The organism is Halomonas salsilacus (assembly GCF_051216275.1).
Classification (GTDB): domain Bacteria; phylum Pseudomonadota; class Gammaproteobacteria; order Pseudomonadales; family Halomonadaceae; genus Halomonas.
This window is the reverse complement of record NZ_JBPKAQ010000003.1, coordinates 15,733-31,593: the sequence shown is the minus strand read 5'-3', so window position 1 is coordinate 31,593 and position 15,861 is coordinate 15,733. Positions and strand designations below refer to the sequence as shown.

The 15,861-nt window shown below is 63.5% G+C and carries 18 protein-coding genes and 1 pseudogene; 16 read left to right on the top strand and 3 right to left on the bottom strand.

Annotation, left to right across the window (positions count from 1 at the left end):
• Positions 1 to 10: 10 nt before the first annotated feature.
• Together ACR80S_RS05700 and ACR80S_RS05695 are read right to left on the bottom strand one after the other, a co-directional pair.
• The gene (locus ACR80S_RS05700; protein WP_435402786.1) at positions 11 to 697 is read right to left on the bottom strand and encodes a hypothetical protein; all 687 of its coding nucleotides are present in this window, start codon (positions 695 to 697) and stop codon (positions 11 to 13) included.
• A gap of 168 nt (positions 698 to 865) precedes the next feature.
• A complete protein-coding gene (locus tag ACR80S_RS05695) occupies positions 866 to 1,006 on the bottom strand; it encodes a hypothetical protein (protein ID WP_435402785.1) in 141 nt (46 codons plus the stop codon).
• An 880-nt stretch (positions 1,007 to 1,886) separates the two neighbouring features.
• Here ACR80S_RS05695 and ACR80S_RS05690 point away from each other — a divergent pair.
• The 10 genes from ACR80S_RS05690 (at position 1,887) to ACR80S_RS05645 (ending at position 11,221) form a co-directional block, all read left to right on the top strand.
• Entirely contained in the window at positions 1,887 to 2,999 is a 1,113-nt protein-coding gene (locus ACR80S_RS05690; RefSeq protein WP_435402784.1) for a polysaccharide export protein, read from the top strand.
• A gap of 3 nt (positions 3,000 to 3,002) precedes the next feature.
• Positions 3,003 to 3,440: a low molecular weight protein-tyrosine-phosphatase gene (locus ACR80S_RS05685; protein WP_435400288.1), complete on the top strand. Its 438-nt coding sequence runs from the start codon at positions 3,003 to 3,005 to the stop codon at positions 3,438 to 3,440.
• Positions 3,441 to 3,662: 222 nt separating this feature from the next.
• The gene (locus ACR80S_RS05680) at positions 3,663 to 5,891 is read left to right on the top strand and encodes a polysaccharide biosynthesis tyrosine autokinase (RefSeq protein ID WP_435402783.1); all 2,229 of its coding nucleotides are present in this window, start codon (positions 3,663 to 3,665) and stop codon (positions 5,889 to 5,891) included.
• 91 nt (positions 5,892 to 5,982) lie between these two features.
• A complete protein-coding gene (locus tag ACR80S_RS05675; protein WP_435400286.1) occupies positions 5,983 to 6,240 on the top strand; it encodes a type II toxin-antitoxin system RelB/DinJ family antitoxin in 258 nt (85 codons plus the stop codon).
• Positions 6,240 to 6,512, top strand: coding sequence for a type II toxin-antitoxin system YafQ family toxin (locus ACR80S_RS05670; protein ID WP_435400285.1), 273 nt, complete (start codon positions 6,240 to 6,242; stop codon positions 6,510 to 6,512). Before ACR80S_RS05675 ends, ACR80S_RS05670 begins: the two co-directional genes overlap by 1 nt.
• A 182-nt stretch (positions 6,513 to 6,694) precedes the next feature.
• Complete coding sequence (locus ACR80S_RS05665; RefSeq protein ID WP_435400284.1) at positions 6,695 to 8,128, top strand: MBL fold metallo-hydrolase RNA specificity domain-containing protein; 1,434 nt, start codon at positions 6,695 to 6,697, stop codon at positions 8,126 to 8,128.
• Between the two features lie 71 nt (positions 8,129 to 8,199).
• Entirely contained in the window at positions 8,200 to 8,436 is a 237-nt protein-coding gene (locus ACR80S_RS05660) for a DUF4160 domain-containing protein (RefSeq protein WP_435400283.1), read from the top strand.
• Positions 8,417 to 8,692 carry a DUF2442 domain-containing protein gene (locus tag ACR80S_RS05655; protein ID WP_435400282.1) on the top strand — a complete coding sequence of 92 codons (276 nt, stop codon included), beginning with the start codon at positions 8,417 to 8,419 and terminating at the stop codon, positions 8,690 to 8,692. Before ACR80S_RS05660 ends, ACR80S_RS05655 begins: the two co-directional genes overlap by 20 nt.
• A 181-nt stretch (positions 8,693 to 8,873) precedes the next feature.
• Positions 8,874 to 10,202 carry a UDP-glucose dehydrogenase family protein gene (locus ACR80S_RS05650; RefSeq protein ID WP_435402782.1) on the top strand — a complete coding sequence of 443 codons (1,329 nt, stop codon included), beginning with the start codon at positions 8,874 to 8,876 and terminating at the stop codon, positions 10,200 to 10,202.
• Entirely contained in the window at positions 10,199 to 11,221 is a 1,023-nt protein-coding gene (locus ACR80S_RS05645) for an NAD-dependent epimerase (RefSeq protein ID WP_435402781.1), read from the top strand. The genes ACR80S_RS05650 and ACR80S_RS05645 overlap by 4 nt, the downstream gene beginning before the upstream one ends.
• A 55-nt stretch (positions 11,222 to 11,276) precedes the next feature.
• On the opposite strand, the gene ACR80S_RS05640 is transcribed toward ACR80S_RS05645, so the two are convergent.
• Complete coding sequence (locus tag ACR80S_RS05640; protein WP_435400279.1) at positions 11,277 to 12,302, bottom strand: site-specific integrase; 1,026 nt, start codon at positions 12,300 to 12,302, stop codon at positions 11,277 to 11,279.
• A 72-nt stretch (positions 12,303 to 12,374) separates the two neighbouring features.
• Here ACR80S_RS05640 and ACR80S_RS05635 point away from each other — a divergent pair, with 72 nt between their 5' ends.
• From ACR80S_RS05635 to ACR80S_RS05610, 6 genes and pseudogenes are all read left to right on the top strand, one after another.
• Positions 12,375 to 13,382: an Rpn family recombination-promoting nuclease/putative transposase gene (locus tag ACR80S_RS05635; protein WP_435402780.1), complete on the top strand. Its 1,008-nt coding sequence runs from the start codon at positions 12,375 to 12,377 to the stop codon at positions 13,380 to 13,382.
• 60 nt (positions 13,383 to 13,442) lie between these two features.
• On the top strand, positions 13,443 to 14,111 hold the full coding sequence (locus ACR80S_RS05630; RefSeq protein WP_435402779.1) for a hypothetical protein: 669 nt from the start codon (positions 13,443 to 13,445) through the stop codon (positions 14,109 to 14,111).
• A gap of 3 nt (positions 14,112 to 14,114) precedes the next feature.
• Positions 14,115 to 14,414, top strand: a complete 300-nt coding sequence (locus ACR80S_RS05625; RefSeq protein WP_435400276.1) for a nucleotidyltransferase domain-containing protein — start codon at positions 14,115 to 14,117, stop codon at positions 14,412 to 14,414.
• A 6-nt stretch (positions 14,415 to 14,420) separates the two neighbouring features.
• Positions 14,421 to 14,732, top strand: a complete 312-nt coding sequence (locus ACR80S_RS05620; RefSeq protein ID WP_435400275.1) for a nucleotidyltransferase domain-containing protein — start codon at positions 14,421 to 14,423, stop codon at positions 14,730 to 14,732.
• On the top strand, positions 14,722 to 15,195 hold the full coding sequence (locus tag ACR80S_RS05615; protein ID WP_435400274.1) for a hypothetical protein: 474 nt from the start codon (positions 14,722 to 14,724) through the stop codon (positions 15,193 to 15,195). The genes ACR80S_RS05620 and ACR80S_RS05615 overlap by 11 nt, the downstream gene beginning before the upstream one ends.
• Positions 15,196 to 15,364: 169 nt before the next feature.
• Positions 15,365 to 15,777, top strand: a pseudogene (locus ACR80S_RS05610) (UDP binding domain-containing protein); the annotation flags it as partial.
• Positions 15,778 to 15,861: the final 84 nt, after the last annotated feature.

Here is a 15,861-nt window from a genome sequence, read left to right as displayed (position 1 = left end):
CCCTCGGCCCCTACCACCAAGCCCGTGCCACCTGCCACGAGATCCGCGGCCCACCGGGCCAGGGGCGGGTCTCCACCGCCCAGAGTCTCAGCGTTTCGGCATCGCGCCACAATATATCCCGAGTGCGACTACCGTCTTCCCACTCCAGGAGCTGAAGACAGTGCTGCACGGTGCGTGGCCCCATCGGCAGCTCACGGGACTCGGGCGATTCACACCTCAGCTCGCCGCGGGCCGCCAGCTGGCGGGGCAGGCCATCGGCGTCTTCCCAGCGCCGCTCGAGCCGGAACGGGCCGGGCCGAAGCGATTGCCAGGGCACGTAGTCAGGGGGCGCCGGCTCGGCCTCGCCCGGTATGGTCAAGGGCAGATAATGGCTCTCCAGCAGGTTGCTGGGCAGGCCGGCCGTGGCCTGCAGCCCATCCTGATAGAGCACCAGCATGCCCTGGTTGCCGGTGGGCCAGTAGGTGGCCGGCCCCGCCACCGCGCCGAGCACCACCAGCCCGCGGCGGTCGCCGGCGTCGAGGGAGAGGCTGGCATAGGGCAGTGATTCGGCGCGCTCGCCGTCAGTTTCACCGCCCGGCACCCAGCCCATCAGGGCGTCACCCATGGGCGAGTAGCCGCCGCTGGCGCAGCCGTTCAGAAACAGCAAGGCCCCGGCCACCAGGCCGAGGCGATGCCCGCGTCGCGAAGGTGTCGTCATGCCGACCGCCGGATCAGTTGGTGCCCGGGGTAGTCCCCGGCCCGGTGCCGGGGCCGGTGCCAGAACCCGAACCAGAGCCCGAACTGGCGCTGACGGCCACGGCGAGGCCCACCGCGGCCGCCGCGGCGATGCCGCCCAGGGCGACGGTGGAGAGCCCGGTGGCAGCACTCAGCCCCGCGATCCCGCCGCCGGTACCGGCACCGGCACCCGCACCCGCACTCGCGGGAGCACCTGCACCGGCGGGAGCACCCGCCCCGGCAGGAGCACCCGCACCCGCAGGAGCACCTGCACCGGCGGGAGCACCCGCACCGGCAGGAGCACCGCTCTGGGCGGCCGGGGCGGGCGTGGTGCCCGGCGCCTGCTGGGCCAGGGCCAGCGGAGAGGCCAACAGGCCGGCGATGGCCAGCAGAGCGAACGGCTTGTTCAACATGATCAAATCCCTCTTCTTTATGGTGTGGGCGTAAGGCGCCCGGTGGGCGCCTGCCGTTGGCGAGCTCGTCACACGATGTATTCGGTTCGGCGAGCGCCTGGTAATCGTCACCTCAGCCGAGTAGGCCGTCTGACCGATCTTGGTAAACCTTCGCCGTGTCACCCGGCCCCCACGGGCCGGGTAACACGGTGTTGGCCGCATGTTACGCAATGTGGGTGGTCGTGACGAATGCTAACGGCGGTGCGATGAGTATGGTATGGCAATTAGCGCCCAAGCTTCACCAGATTCTCTGTAAGAGATAGTGGACAAAGTCATCTTGAAGGCTGATACGACCTAGCACTCACCGAATCGATTGTGTAGTATGGCGCCGCTTTGCTGCACTGCGCTAATTAAATTTATCGCAATATTATCAGTGGTTTGAAGCCAGCGCGCTCACTTGGTAGTCCTGCCTGAAGATAGGTGGCTAGCGGCTCGCCGTTGATACAGACCATGTCGGCCTCAGGGATGCGCCATCACACCCTGGGGCGGTAGCGTGTCTGGACGAAAAGGATGAGCAGCAAGCTGTTGGAGTAGTGGGGGTATTCAGTCTTCGAGTATGGGCATTTTAGGCGACTCCCACCGGGGTATGTTGTGCCATACTTACTTTGGCTTACATATTGTAACTTTGTAGTACATGATGCGGCGTTTCGTCAGGCCACGCAGCCGGCAAGCTCCCGTCGGTTCCCCACACTATCAGCAACAAAACAGAGGCAGTGTCGCATGCGCCCAACACGTTCCCTACGCCCGCTGGTAACCTTGGCCGGTGCCGCCTTGATCGCTGGATGCTCTCTCGCCCCCGGCGCTCACATGGATTACAGCGGCGAAGTCGCCCCCATCGATGACCTCGTCGATATCCAACCGATCACCCCCGGGTTGATCTCCACCTTTCGTCAGGTCGAACCCCGGGCACGCTCCATGAGCCCCGACCTGCGAACGCAGCTCAACGATTGGGAATACATCGTCGGGCCGGGCGATGTGCTCAGCGTCATCGTCTACGACCACCCGGAGCTGACCATTCCCGCCGGCGCCGAGCGCAGTGCGGAAGATGCCGGCAACGAGGTGCGCTCCGATGGCACCATCTTCTATCCCTATATCGGGCAGGTTCAGGTAGGTGGCCGCACCCTCGCCGAGATTCGCAGCATCCTCGCCAGACGGCTCTCCAACTTCCTGACCGACCCCCAGGTCGATGTGCGCATCGCCGCCTTCCGCTCGCAGAAAGTCTACGTCAGCGGCTCGGTGGAGAACCCGGGCACCCAGCCGATCACCTCGATACCGCTGACCGTGGCCGACGCCATCAGCCAGGCGGGCGGGGCGACGGACGGTGCCAACTGGCACAGCGTGATCCTGACCCGCGATGGCCGTGAAGAGCGGATCTCGCTCTTTTCGCTGCTGCGTGAGGGCGACCAGACCCAGAACCGCATGCTGATTGACGGTGACGTGCTGCATATCCCCGATTCCAGCAACCAGGGCGTGGCGGTCATGGGGCAGGTGCAGGTGCCTGGCAACGTGGGCCTGGGCAACGAGCGCATCTCGCTCACCGAGGCCATCTCTCGGGCCGGGGGTATCAACGAAGAATCTGCCGCGCCTTCCGGTATCTTCGTGATCCGCGGCACCCAGCCGGGCAGCGAGAAGCTGGCCACCGTCTACCAGCTGGACGTTCGCAACGCCGCAGCCTTCGCCATGGGCAACCACTTCACGCTGGAGCCGCAAGACGTGATCTACGTCACCACCGCGCCGATAGCCCGTTGGAACCGCGTGATCAGCCTGCTGCTGCCTTCGGTAGGCCTGCCGGGGACAGTGGCCGACAGCGCCACCGACGTGCGAGATCTCTAAGCGATGTTCCAGCGTATCCTGATCGTCTGTACCGGCAACATCTGCCGCAGCCCGGTCGCCGCCGCCATGCTTAAGCGGCGGCTGCCGGAGCGCGATGTCACCTCGGCGGGCCTGGGTGCCCTGGTCGGCCACGGCGTAGCGCCCCAGGCGCGCGCCCTGGCCGAAGCTGATGGTCTCGAAGTCGCCGACCATGAGGCCCGTCAGCTCACTCAGGAGATGCTCGTCGGTCATGACCTGGTGCTGGTGATGAGCGAAGGTCAGCGCCGTGCCGTGAGCGATATCGCCCCGGAAGCCCTGGGCAAGACGCTTTTGCTCGGCCGCTGGCTGGAGGAGGGCAAGGGCGCCAGTATTCCCGACCCCTACCGCAAGAGCGATGAAGTGTTTGCTCACGTTCATCGGCTGCTGAAGGAAGCCACCGAGGCCTGGGCTGGCAAGTTGTAAGGGCCGAGGGCCGAGGGCCGAGGGCTAAGGGCCCAGGAGCAAGGGCCTAGGGCCCTGGGCCAAGGGGCAAGGATCAAGGAATCCCTTGCCCCTTTCCCGTCCGCCCGCTTCCAGCGTTCAGGTCCTCGAATTTCATTGCCATAAGCTGGCCACCCTCAGCTCTTAGCCCTCGGCCCTCGGCCCTCGGCCCTTTACCCCCTACATCCCTCTCAAAGTACCCCCATGACTGATACCTCTACCGCACCCCAGCGTTCGGCTCCGTCTCCCGTGGACGATGAAATCGATCTCGGACGCCTGTTCGGCCTGCTGCTGGATCACAAGTGGCTGATCCTGCTGATTACCACTCTGTTCGCCGTGGCCGGCATCGTCTACGCGCTGCTGGCCACGCCGATCTACCAGGCCGATGCCCTGGTGCAGGTGGAACGCCGCTCTTCGATCAGCCCGCTGGGCGATCTCGGTGACGTCTTCGGCCAGGAGACGGAATCCAGCACCTCGGCCGAGGTCGAGATCCTCAAGTCGCGCATGGTGCTGGGGCAGGTGGTCGATCGCGTCGGTCTCGACACCCGGGTCACGCCGCACAGCCTGCCGATCATCGGCGGCTTCGTGCAGCGTCGCGGCATCGAGCGCCCCAGCTGGTTCGATGGGCGCCCTGCGGTATGGGGCAACGAACACCTGGCGCTGGGCCGGCTGGAGGTCGCTGATAACCTGCGCGGCATGCCGCTGATCGTGGAGGCCGAGGAGGGCGGACGCTACCGCCTGTCCCTCGAGGGCGAGACACGCGAGACGCTGGGCGAAGGGCGCGTCGGGGAACTCTCCAGCTTCCGCAACGGCGATATCGAACTGCGCGTGGCGGAACTTCAGGCACCCGCCGGGGCCATGTTCACTCTGGTCCAGCATCAACGGCTGGACGCGATCCGACAGCTAGGCAGCCGCCTGAACGTGGCGGAAGTGGGCGGCGGGCGCAATGCCAGCACCGGCATGTTGCGCCTGACCCTCACCGGCGCCGACCGTGGCGAGACGGCTCGCTCGCTCAACGCCGTGGCCCAGACCTTCCTCACCCAGAACGTCGAGCGCCAATCGGCGGAAGCCGAGCAGAGCCTGGCCTTCCTGGAAGAGCAGGCCCCCGAGTTGCGCGGCCAGCTGGCCACCGCCGAGGAGAGCCTCAACCAGTACCGGGTCGAGCAGGACAGCGTCGACCTGAGCTCCGAGGCCCAGGCCGTCATCCAGCAGTTCATCGAGCTGGAGAACCGCCTCAACGAGCTCGAGTTCCAGGAGGCCGAGCTGGCCCAGCGCTATACCCCGAGCCACCCCACCTACCAGTCGCTGCTGCGCCAGAAGCGCCATCTGCAGGCCGAGCGTGACGATCTCAACGCCCGGGTCAGCCAGCTGCCCGCCGCCCAGCAGGAAGTGGTGCGACGCACCCGCGACGTGGAAGTGACCCAGGCGATCTACGTCAACGTGCTCAACAAGATGCAGGAGCTGCAGGTCGCCCGGGCCGGCACCATCGGCAATGTGCGCATCATCGATGAAGCCGCCGGGTCACGCTTTCCCATCGAACCCAAGAAGCCCCTGATCGTGGTGCTGGCCACCCTGCTGGGCGGCATGCTCGCGGTGGGCATCGTGCTGGTGCGCGGCCTGCTGCGCCGCGGCGTGGAATCGCCCGAGCAGATCGAGGATACCGGCCTGCCGGTCTACGCCACCGTGCCGCTCTCCGATGAGCAGAAGAAGCTGGTGCGCCGAGTGAAGCACCGCCGCGATCGCCATGCCAGCGAGGTGGTCAGCGGCGTGCTGGCCGTGCGCGCCCCGGCCGACACCGCCGTGGAGGCACTGCGCAACCTGCGCACCAGCCTGCACTTCGCCATGATGGACGCGGGCGACAACCGCCTGATGATTACCGGCCCCAGCCCCGGCATCGGCAAGAGCTTCGCTACCGTCAACCTCGGCGCCATCTGCGCCCAGGCCGGCCAGCGGGTGCTGGTGGTGGATGCCGACATGCGCAAGGGCCACGTGCACCACGCCTTCGGACACGGCAGCGACGGCGGGCTCTCCGAGCTGCTCTCCGGCCGCAGCACCACCGACGAGGCGATACGCACCACCGATATCGACGGGCTGGACTATGTGGCCCGCGGCAGCGCGCCGCCCAACCCCTCGGAGCTGCTGATGACCGCCACCTTCAGCGAGTTCCTGGAGGAAGCCAGCCGCCGCTACGACCTGGTGATCATCGACACCCCGCCGGTACTCGCCGTGACCGACGCCGCCCTGGTCGGCGCCCAGTGCGGCACCACCCTGATGGTAGTGCGCTTCCAGCTCAACCCGCTCAAGGAGCTGAGGATCGCCAACCGCCGCCTGGAAAACGCCGGCGTCACGGTGAAGGGCGCCATCCTCAACGCCATGGAACGCAAGGCCGCCACCGCTTACGGGTATGGGTATTACAACTATTCGTATAAGTGAGGCCCTCGGCCCTTTTGACCCCGGGCATGTGACGTGTCCCCGCGATGTGGCTATAATGTAGCTACAACGTGATTACAGAAGGAGATGTGTCATGAGTGCTGATTCTGTAGTTCGGGCGCGCATCGATAGCGAAACCAAGGAGCGGGCTACCGCCGCTCTGGAAGCCATGGGCCTATCCGTGTCCGATGCCATCCGCCTGTTGATGTTCCGCATCGCGGATGAACAGCGCCTTCCGTTTGCGGTCCAGGCACCAAACGCGACCACCGCCAAGGCTATGGCCGAGCTGGATGCCGGCAAGGGCAAGCGGTTCGATAGCGCTGATGAGCTGTACCAAGACCTAGAGATTTGATGCTTACTCCCGTTCGGTCCAGCCAGTTCAAACGGGACGTGAAAAAAGTCCAGAAGCGCGGCAAGGATATGACCAAGCTGCGGACCCTGCTCGACTTGCTGATCAAGCAGGCTTCCTTGCCAGATGCCTACCAGGATCACTCGTTGCACGGGAACTGGAAAGGCTATCGAGATGCCCATATAGAACCCGATTGGTTGTTACTGTATTGCGTGGTGGATGATGAGCTGTACCTCGCGCGGACGGGTAGCCACGCCGATCTGTTTCGCGACTAATCGGGTTCCCCACGGCCCTCGGCCCTTAGCCCTCGGCCCTCGGCCCTTAGCCCTCGGTCCTTAGCCCTTAGCCCTCGGCCCTTACACCCCTCGGCCCTCACCCCTCGGCCCTCAGTCCTCGGCCCTCGGCCCTCAGCCCTCGGCCCTCAGCCCTAGGCCCTTAGCCCTACGGATGAACAAGCATGGACGCTTACCCTGACGCTCCTCCTGACGCTCTCCCAACAATCAGCCACCACGGCGGCGCCGATGGCGTGACCGGCAGCTGCCACCGCCTGCAGCTGGCTGAGGACCGCGCCCTGCTGGTCGATTGCGGGCTCTTCCAGGGCGAAGACGCCGATACCACCCTGTCGACCCTCGAGCAGCATAAGGTCACCTTCCCAGTGGACGACGTGCTGGCGCTGGTCGTCACCCACGTGCATATCGATCATATCGGCCGGCTGCCCTACCTGCTGGCCGCCGGCTACCGGGGGCCGATCCTCTGCTCGGTGCCCTCGGCCCGGCTGCTGCCATTGGTGATCGAAGACGCCCTGAAGATCGGCTTCACCCGCGACCGCACGCTGATCGAACGCTTCCTGGCGGAGGTGCAGGAACGCCTGGTGCCGCTGGCCTATCAGCAGTGGCACACCCTGGTCGATGACGAGCGCCACCGGGTGCGAGTGCGCCTGCAGCGCGCCGGGCATATCCTCGGCTCGGCGTATGTCGAGGTCGACCACCTCGACCACGCCACCGGCGCGGGCCAGCGCACCGTGTTCAGCGGCGACCTGGGCGCGCCGCACTCGCCGCTGCTGCCGGCCCCCGAGCCGCCAGAGCACGCCGATGTGCTGGTGCTGGAAAGCACCTACGGCGACCGCTGCCACGAGGACCGCACCACCCGCCAGGCGCGGCTCAAGGCCGCCATCGACCGCGCGCTGGAGAACCAGGGCACCGTGGTCATCCCGGCCTTCAGCATCGGCCGCACCCAGGAACTGCTCTACGAACTGGAAGGGCTGATCCACGACGCCGAGGACCCGCGCTGGCAGGCCCTGGAGATCATCGTCGATTCACCCCTGGCGGCGCGCTTCACCGAGGTCTACCGCGAGCTCAAGCCCTGGTGGGACGCCGAGGCCCACCAGCGCCTGCAGAGCGGCCGCCACCCGCTGGCTTTCGATAACCTCTACACCGTGGACAGCCACGCCGAACACCAGGCCACCGTGGACTACCTGGCGCGCACCGGCCGCCCCGCGGTGGTGATCGCCGCCAGCGGCATGGTCGCCGGCGGCCGGGTGGTCAACTACCTGAAGCGCATGATCTGCGATGCCCGCCACGCCGTGCTGTTTATCGGCTACCAGGCCGCCGGCACCCCGGGGCGCGATATCCAACGCTACGGCCCCCGCGGCGGCTGGGTGCAGCTCGACGGCGAACGCTTCGACATCCGCGCCCGGGTCGACACCATCGGCGGCTACTCCGCCCACGCCGATCAAGCCGACCTGCTTCGCTTCCTGCAGGGCATGACCCGCCCACCCCGGGAGGTACGCCTGGTGCACGGCGACCGCGACGCCAAGCAGGCCCTGCAAACCGAGATCGACCGCTGGGCCCGCGAAGCGGGGCACGAGATAAGGGTCACCCAAGCGCTATAATAGAGAGTGTTTCTGGGGAGTAGCGGTACGACCCTTCGGCTTCAGAACGTGAACTGCAAGGATGACGGGTTATGCCCACTGTAATGCGAGTAGGTGGCTTCAGGTTCTATTTTTATAGTCATGAGCCCGGGGAGCCCCCGCACGTCCACGTAGATTACGGTAGCGCGACAGCCAAGGTGTGGTTGCATGACGCCGGGATCGCTCGAAACATTGGTTTTTCAGCTAAAGAGTTGGGAAAGATTCAGCGTATAGTAAGAGAACATAACCTGATCTTGCAGGAGGCTTGGAATGCATTCTTTGGTCCATGAAAATGACCTCAGAGTTATGAGTGTCAATATTGATGACTCAAGGCTGACTGTCGAGCTGATGGATGGCCGTGCCATTTCGGTCCCGCTTGCCTGGTACCCTCGCCTGGCGAATGCCACCCCTAAGCAGCGTCAACATTGGGAGCTTGCCGGAGCGGGATATGGCATTCACTGGCCCGAACTGGATGAAGACCTGAGCACCGAGGGCTTGCTGCTAGGAGCAAGAGCCCCGGCACCGGCTGGCGATTCTCAGCCCTAGGCCCTAGGCCCTTACTCGTGGGCCCTCGGCCCTAGGCCCTCAGCCCTCAGCCCTTAGCCCTTAGCCCTTAGCCCTTAGCCCTCGGCCCTTAGCCCTTACTCCTGGCCCCTAGGCCCCTAGGCCCTTAGCCCTCGGCCCTTACACCCCTCGGCCCTTACCCCCCCCTCACGGAGGAGAATCAATGAACGTCACCGTCTTCGGCACCGGCTACGTTGGCCTGGTACAAGGCACCATCCTGGCCGATGTGGGTCACCACGTGATCTGCGTGGATGTGGACGCCGACAAGATCGAACGGCTCAACCAGGGCCATATCCCCATCTTTGAGCCCGGCTTGGAAACCCTGGTGAAGGAGAACACCGCCGCCGGGCGGCTCCAGTTCACCACCGACGCCGCCGCGGGTGTGGCCCATGGCGACGTGCAGTTCATCGCCGTGGGCACCCCGCCGGACGAAGACGGCAGCGCCGATCTGCAGTACGTGCTGGCTGTTGCCGGCACCATCGCCGAGCACATGACGGCCCATCGCATCGTCGTGGATAAATCCACCGTGCCGGTGGGCACCGCCGACCGGGTAACCGAGCACATCGCCCAGGTGCTGGAAGGGCGGGGCAGGGCGGACCTGACCTTCGACGTGGTCTCCAACCCGGAGTTTCTCAAGGAAGGCAGCGCGGTGGCCGATTGCCAGCGCCCCGACCGCATCATCATCGGCACCGAGAGTGAAGAGAGCATCGACGTGCTGCGCGAGCTCTACGCGCCCTTCAACCGCAACCATGACAAGGTCATCGTCATGGACGTGCGCAGCGCCGAGCTGACCAAGTACGCCGCCAACTGCATGCTGGCCACCAAGATCAGCTTCATGAACGAGATGGCCAACCTGGCCGAACGCCTGGGTGCCGATATCGAAGCGGTGCGCCAGGGCATCGGCTCCGACCCGCGCATCGGCTACCACTTCATCTACCCCGGCATTGGCTACGGCGGCTCCTGCTTCCCCAAGGACGTGCAGGCGCTGATCCACACCGCCGACAGCATCGATTTCGACGCCAAGGTGCTCAAGGCCGTGGAGGCCCGCAACTTCGAGCAGAAGACCACTCTGTTCCAGAAGATCCACCAGCATTACGGCGGCGAGCTGGCCGGCAAGACCTTCGCCCTGTGGGGGCTATCTTTCAAGCCCAACACCGACGACATGCGCGACGCCCCCAGCCGCGTGTTGATGGAAGCGCTGTGGAACGCTGGCGCCAGGGTGCAGGCCTATGACCCCGAAGCCATGGAAGAGACCCAGCGGCTCTTCGGTCACCGCGACGACCTGAGCCTGTGCGGCACCAAGGAAGCCGCGCTGCGCGGCGCCGACGCCCTGGTGATCGTGACCGAGTGGCAGAGCTTCCGCGCCCCGGATTTCGCGCTGATCAAGGAACGACTGGCCGATGCCACCCTGTTCGACGGCCGCAACATGTTCGAGCCGGCGCGCATGCGCCAGAAAGGCTTCACCTATTACTCCGTAGGACGACAATCATGACGACCCTGGTGACCGGCAACGCCGGCTTTATCGGCTTCCACGTAGCGAAGCGCCTGCTCGAACGCGGCGACAGCGTGGTGGGCTTCGACGTGGTCAACGACTACTACGACCCCACCATCAAGGAAGCGCGCCTGGCGATCCTCGACGAGACCGCCGAGCGTACTGGCAGCACCTACACCTTCGTTCGCGCCAACCTGGCCGACCTGGCGACGGTGAACGAGGCCTTCGCCGAGCACAAGCCCAAGCGGGTGATCCACCTGGCCGCCCAGGCCGGTGTACGCTACTCGCTGGAGAACCCCCACGCCTATGTGGAAAGCAACCTGGTGGCCTTCACGAACATCCTGGAGGCCTGCCGGCACCACCAGGTGGAGCACCTGACCTACGCCAGCACCAGCAGCGTCTACGGCGCCAACACCAAGATGCCGTTCTCCGAACACGAGGGCGTCGACCACCCGCTGCAGTTCTACGCCGCCACCAAGAAGGCCAACGAGTTGATGGCGCACAGCTACAGCCATCTGTACCGCTTGCCCACCACCGGGCTGCGCTTCTTCACCGTCTACGGCCCCTGGGGCCGCCCGGACATGGCACTGTTCCTGTTCACCAGGAAGACCCTGGCCGGCGAGCCCATCCCGGTGTTCAACCATGGCCACCACACCCGCGACTTCACCTATATAGACGACATCGTGGAAGGGGTGATCCGCGCCAGTGACGCCATCGCCCAGCCCAATCCCGAGTGGAACAGCGACAGCCCGGACCCGGCCACCAGCAACGCCCCGTACCGGCTCTACAACATCGGCAACAACAATCCGGTGAAGCTCAGCGCCTATATCGAAGCCATCGAAGAGGCCCTGGGCAAGAAAGCGATCAAGGACCTGCTGCCCCTGCAGCCCGGCGATGTACCCGACACCTACGCCGACTCCAGCGAGCTCGAAAAGGCCGTGGGCTACAAGCCCGCCACCCCGGTGAAGCAGGGCGTGGCCAACTTCATCGCCTGGTACCGCGACTACTACAAGGTCTGAGCCACAAGCGCGGGAGGCCGTCATCGCCCGGCGCCAAGGGCCAGGCCCAGCAGCATCACCGCCAATAGAGCCAGGGCAGCGCTTCCTCTACCCCGGGGTAGAAATCCCCGGCGTGGCCCTCGAACGCATCGGTACGCCGGATATACCGCTCGAAGGTGCGCTGGTCGCGGTGACCGCTGACCCGCTTGATATCAACCGCCGCCTTGCCGCGACGGTGCGCCTCGGTGATGAAGCCGGCCCGAAAACTGTGCGGGGAGAAGCCGCGATCGGCCATGCCGGCCGCCTCCAGGTGATGCGCCAGACGCTGAGCCACCACGCAGCCGGTCAGCCGCCCGGCACCCAGCTTCCCGGACAGGCTGATGCTGCGAAACACCGCCCCGCGGCGGATGCCCGAGGCCGCCAGCCAGGCCTCCAGCAGCCGAACGGGGCAGTAGGGAAAACTGTCAGGCGCGCGGAGGATGGCCTTGGTCTCTTCGGCTCCCTCCTGGTTGGTCTTGCTGCGCCGCAGGCCCACCAGTATGCCCCGGGCTTCCCACTGGATATCCTCCAGGTAGAGCGCCACCACCTCGCTGCGCCGAAAGGCGCCGTGGAAGGAGAGGGCAAAGAGCGCGCTATCGCGCTTGCCACGCAGGTCAGTACGATCGATGTGATCCAGCAGGCGGTGCAGGTCCGCCAGCAGCAGCGGCGGCGCCTCCTTCTGGCGCGTACCGGCGTCCCGGCGAATGCCGCGCATCACCGCCCGCACCGGCATGCTCCTCACCGGCGACGGCAGGTTCATGTAGCGGTGCCACATGTGCAGGGAGTTGAGATAGCGCTCCAAGGTCGCGGGCTTCTTGCCCAGGGCGCGCTGATCGGCGATAAAGTTGGCGATATCGAACTCATCCGCCGGCAGCAGGCCGCCCGCACGCTGGTAGACGCGCAGATCGGCCCGCATGCCGCGAATGGTGTTCTTCGATACGCTGTTGGCGATATGGCGTCGCGCCCGAGCCGACAGGCGCTTCACCACCTGGGGAAGGCGTTCGAACTCCACCACCGCCTCATCGGGCTCGATCAGCTGCCCGTTGCGAATATCACGGCTCATGGCACCCCCGCTCCTGTCGAGCTGGACTATACTGGATAGATAGCCAGTATAGACGCCGAGGGGGCAACCGCCATGGCCCAACATCACGACACCGGATACCGGGAGCTTTTCAGCCATCCCGAATTTGTACAGCAGCTTATCGAAGGTTTTGCGCCGGCTGAGATCGCTGAGCTCATGGATTTCTCGACTCTCAAGAAGCATAACGGCCACTACATCACGCCGCTGTTCGAGGAAAAGATCGAAGACGTGGTGTGGTCGGTCGAGGTAACCTGGCAGGGATTGACGCAGCGGGTGTTTCTCTACATTCTTCTGGAATTTCAATCGTCTGTAGATCGCACGATGCCGATTCGTCTGTTGCACTATGCTGCCTGTTTCTACAGCGAGCTATTGAAAGAGAAGACCATCACACCTAGCCAAGGCCTGCCGCCGGTGTTTCCGGTGGTGGTCTACAACGGCTCACGCCGCTGGACGGCACCTCAGGATGTCTACGAGATGGTGCAGCCAGAACCGCCGGCCTTCCTGCGGGTCTATCAGCCGCACCTGCGCTACTATCTGGTCGACGAGGGTCGCTATACTGATGAGGAGTTGGCCGAGCGCCCCACGCCGCTTAGCGGCGTGTTCGGCATCGAGAACGCCACGGGGGACCGGCAGGCGCTGCAGCGCGCGGTAGATCGCATCGTGGCCATCATCCAGGCCGATCCGAACAAGCGGCGTACCGACGAGATCGTGACCCGTTGGCTGAAGCGACATCTTCAGTGGCTGGGTACTGGGTTCAACCTGGATCGGCTCAACAGCGTGGTGGAGGATAAAGAGATGTTGGCAGAAAACCTCGAGAATTGGGCGAAGAAAGAACGTCAGCAAGCCTGGCAGCAAGGCCATCAGCAAGGCCATCAGGAAGGCCATCAGGAAGGCCATCAGGAAGGCCATCAGGAAGGCATATCTTTGGGAGAGCAAAAGGCCCGGCGCGAAACCGCCTGCAACCTGATTAAGACGACCAAGTTGGACGACGCCACCATCGCCCACGCCACCGGTCTACCGCAGGCCGAAATCGCCGCTTTGCGGCATGAGCTAGAGCGCTGACTGAATTATTCTAAATCTTTCCACGTTGCCCAGGCTTTCTGCGTAAGAAGGGGGCGCTGAATGTCAGATCAATTCCCAACAATAATTCAGAAGGTCATGCATGAACCAATCAGGTTTCAGCATAGGGAATGGCTGATAGGATGGCTGCAAGGAAGATTAGGAGCTGCTAGGAAACTGGCAGTAGCGCAACTGAAAGCCGGCACTTGGGGTGAAAAAGAGATTGCTCAGGTGTGTGGGTTGCCGTTGGCAGAGGTGCAGGCGCTGCGTGACAATCCTGACATCAGTGGGGAGCTATCTGAACAGTCAGCAGATAGATTGGAAAAATGGGCAGAAAAAATCTGGCGAGAGGGTGCGCGCCATCTCCTGAGAAAAACACTGGTTGATCGATTTGGTTGTTTGTCTGAGTGGGCCATCAGGAAGTTAGACATTGCGAGCGATTTACAGATTTCGCAATGGCTTTATGAGATGCTTTTTGCCGAGACGATGGAGGACCTGCTTGAAGATGAATACGAATATGCACCGACTCGTAAAACCCTCATGGAACAATGGATAGATAGCGGCATCAAGCAGGGGGTAAGACGTGCTCTCCGAAGGCAGATATATGTAAAGTTTGGAGAGCTTCCCGCCTGGGTCGATGAGCGCCTGAAGCAAGCCAGTGACGAACAGCTGGATACCTGGGTAGCCAGAATCCTCATCGCCACCACACTCGATGAGGTCTTCAACCACTGAGCTATGCGTCTGAATCAGCACGAAATCGATACCATCAAGAGAGCTACGGCCGAGATTTTCGGCAAAGAGGCCGATGTCCGGCTCTTCGGCTCGCGCGTTGACGACGCTGCCAGGGGCGGCGAAATCGACCTGATGGTCACGGTCACCCAGCCCGTCGATAACCCGGCCTGGGACTGTGCGCGCCTCGAAGGGGCTATCATCATGAAGCTCGGCGAGCAGAAGATCGATGTTCTGCTGGAGGCTCCCGGGTTGAAGCGTTTTCCGATCCACGAGACCGCCAGGGAAAAGGGCACGCTGCTGTGAGGGAAAATGCGTCTATCTCAGCCTGACATTGATGCCATCAAGGCAGTGGTTACCGAAAACTGTGGCGAAAGGGCCGTTGTCCGGCTCTTCGGCTCACGCCTCGATGACGCCGCCAAGGGCGGCGATATCGACCTCATGGTGGAGCTCGATGAAGCGGTTGAGCATCCAGCGCGACTGTCGGCCTGGCTCAGCGTCAAGGTCATGCGCGCCACGCAGGGCCGCAAGGTGGATGTAATACTGGCGGCACCTAACCTCGAAGAACTGCCGATTCATCGTATCGCTCGGGAACAGGGAGTCATACTGTCTCATGACGAATAATCATCAAGAGCGCCTTGCCTTTCTGCACCGGGTAGTCAGCAAGGAAGTTCAGCACCTTCAGTTTTCCTCGGCTCGCGTGTTTGATCAGCCACTGGATGTCGACCGAGCAGCAACGCTCGCCAATGATGAAGCTTTCGCTGAAAGGGTCGAGGCGTTTGCAAGCCGTTTCTGCCGACTGCAAGACACCGTTGGAGATAAGCTTCTTCCTGTATGGCTGCAGGCGCTTGGGGAAAAGCGGGGTGCGGTAGTCGATAACCTCGACAAGGCAGAGAAGCTGGGAATGCTGGAGTCCGCTGATCGCTGGTTGGCAATCCGCCAGATTCGTAATCAGATGATCCATGAGTATATCGAGTCTGCCCAGTTATTGGCCGATGCATTGAATGAGGCTCACGACTACCAGGAAACAATCATTAGTTTTGCCAACGCAATGTTGACCGATGTCCAAAAGCGTGGGTTGATCTAATTTTCTGAGTCTGACTCGATTGGCAGCCTTAATTATCGTCAGCTTTCTTCAAAATCAACAGCTTATCGAGATCGATATTGCAGATCTACATCGCGACTTTGCAATTTTGCAGTTCATACGGCGAAATGCCATTTTCTGCAAAAGTGCAGGATTAAGGCTCAGCCAGGCGCTGCGCAGCGCCGAACTGACCAAGTACGCCGCCAACTGCATGCTGGCCACGAGGATCAGCTTCATGAACGGGATGGCCAACCTGGCCGAGCGCCTGGGCGCAGATATCGGAGCTGCGCCAGGGCATCGGCTCCGACCCGCGCATCGGCTACCACTTCATCTACCCCGGCATTAGTTACGGCGGCTCTTCGCCACCGCGACGACCTGAGCCTGTGCGGCACCAAGGAAGCCGCGCTGCGCGGTGCCGACGCCCTGGTGATCGTGACCGAGTGGCAGAGCTTCCGCGCCCCGGATCTCGCGCTGATCAAGGAACGACTGGCCGACGCCACCCTGTTCGACGGCCGCAACATGTTCGAGCCGGCGCGCATGCGCCAGAAAGGATTCACCTATTACTCCGTAGGACGCCAAACATGACGACCCTGGTGACCGGCAACGCCGGCTTCCCCACCACCCCGGTAAACTTAGGAGTACGGGCAGAGGGCTGATCTCGGGGGCAAG